Below are 1,120 nucleotides of genomic sequence, written 5' to 3' on the forward strand. Positions count from 1 at the left end.
GGCACGCCTTCGGCGCGGACCTCGTCGGGTGTCTTGCCGAAGGCGAGTGCCTGGGTCTGGGCGAAGAAGTTGGCCATCAACAGGTCGTGCTGCGCGGCGAGTTCACCGCTCAGCTCGGCGACCGGGCGGGCGAAGCCGATGAAGTCCGCCGGGATCAGCTTGGTGCCCTGGTGGATCAACTGGTAGTAGGCGTGCTGCCCGTTGGTGCCGGGCGTGCCCCACACCACCGGACCGGTCTGCCAGTCGACCTCCCGCCCGTCCCGGCCCACGTACTTGCCGTTGGACTCCATGTCCAGCTGCTGCAGATACGCCGCGAACTTCGACAGATAATGGCTGTAGGGGAGCACCGCGTGGGACTGCGCGTCGTGGAAGTTGCCGTACCAGATGCCCAACAGCCCCAGCAGCAGCGGCACGTTGGACTCGGCCGGAGCGGTACGGAAATGCTCGTCGACCAGGTGGAAACCCTCCAGCATCTCGCGGAAGCGCTCCGGGCCGATGGCGATCATCAGCGACAGGCCGATCGCCGAGTCGTAGGAGTACCGCCCGCCGACCCAGTCCCAGAACTCGAACATGTTGGCCGTGTCGATACCGAAGTCCGCGACCTTCCCGGCGTTCGTCGACAGCGCCACGAAATGCTGGGCGACCGCCGCCTGATCACCCAGCGCGTCCAGCAGCCAGCCACGGGCCGACGTGGCGTTGGTGATCGTCTCGATCGTGGTGAAGGTCTTGGACGCGATGACGAACAGCGTCTCGGCCGGATCCAGGTCACGGGTCGCCTCGTGCAGGTCGGCACCGTCCACGTTGGACACGAAACGCACCGTCAGATCCCGGTCGGTGAAGCTGCGCAGCACCTCGTAGGCCATCGCCGGACCCAGATCGGAGCCGCCGATACCGACGTTGACCACATTCCGGATCCGCCGCCCGGTGTACCCCGTCCACTCACCCGAACGCACCCGCTCCGCGAAGCCGGCCATCTTGTCCAGGACGGCGTGCACCGCGGGGACCACGTTGTGCCCGTCGACCTCGACCACCGCCTCCCGCGGCGCCCGCAGCGCGGTGTGCAGCACCGCCCGGTCCTCGGTCGTGTTGATCCGCTCACCACGGAACATCGCATCCCGCA

The 1,120-nt window shown here is 67.4% G+C and carries 1 protein-coding gene; it reads right to left on the reverse strand.

Going from position 1 to position 1,120, the window contains the following annotated elements:
* The coding region (gene pgi / locus ACFPIH_RS56245) for a glucose-6-phosphate isomerase (RefSeq protein ID WP_385879448.1) at positions 1-1,120 on the reverse strand (1,120 nt) is incomplete at both ends.

Source organism: Streptomyces vulcanius, from assembly GCF_042653945.1.
In the GTDB taxonomy this organism is placed as follows: domain Bacteria; phylum Actinomycetota; class Actinomycetes; order Streptomycetales; family Streptomycetaceae; genus Streptomyces; species Streptomyces mangrovi.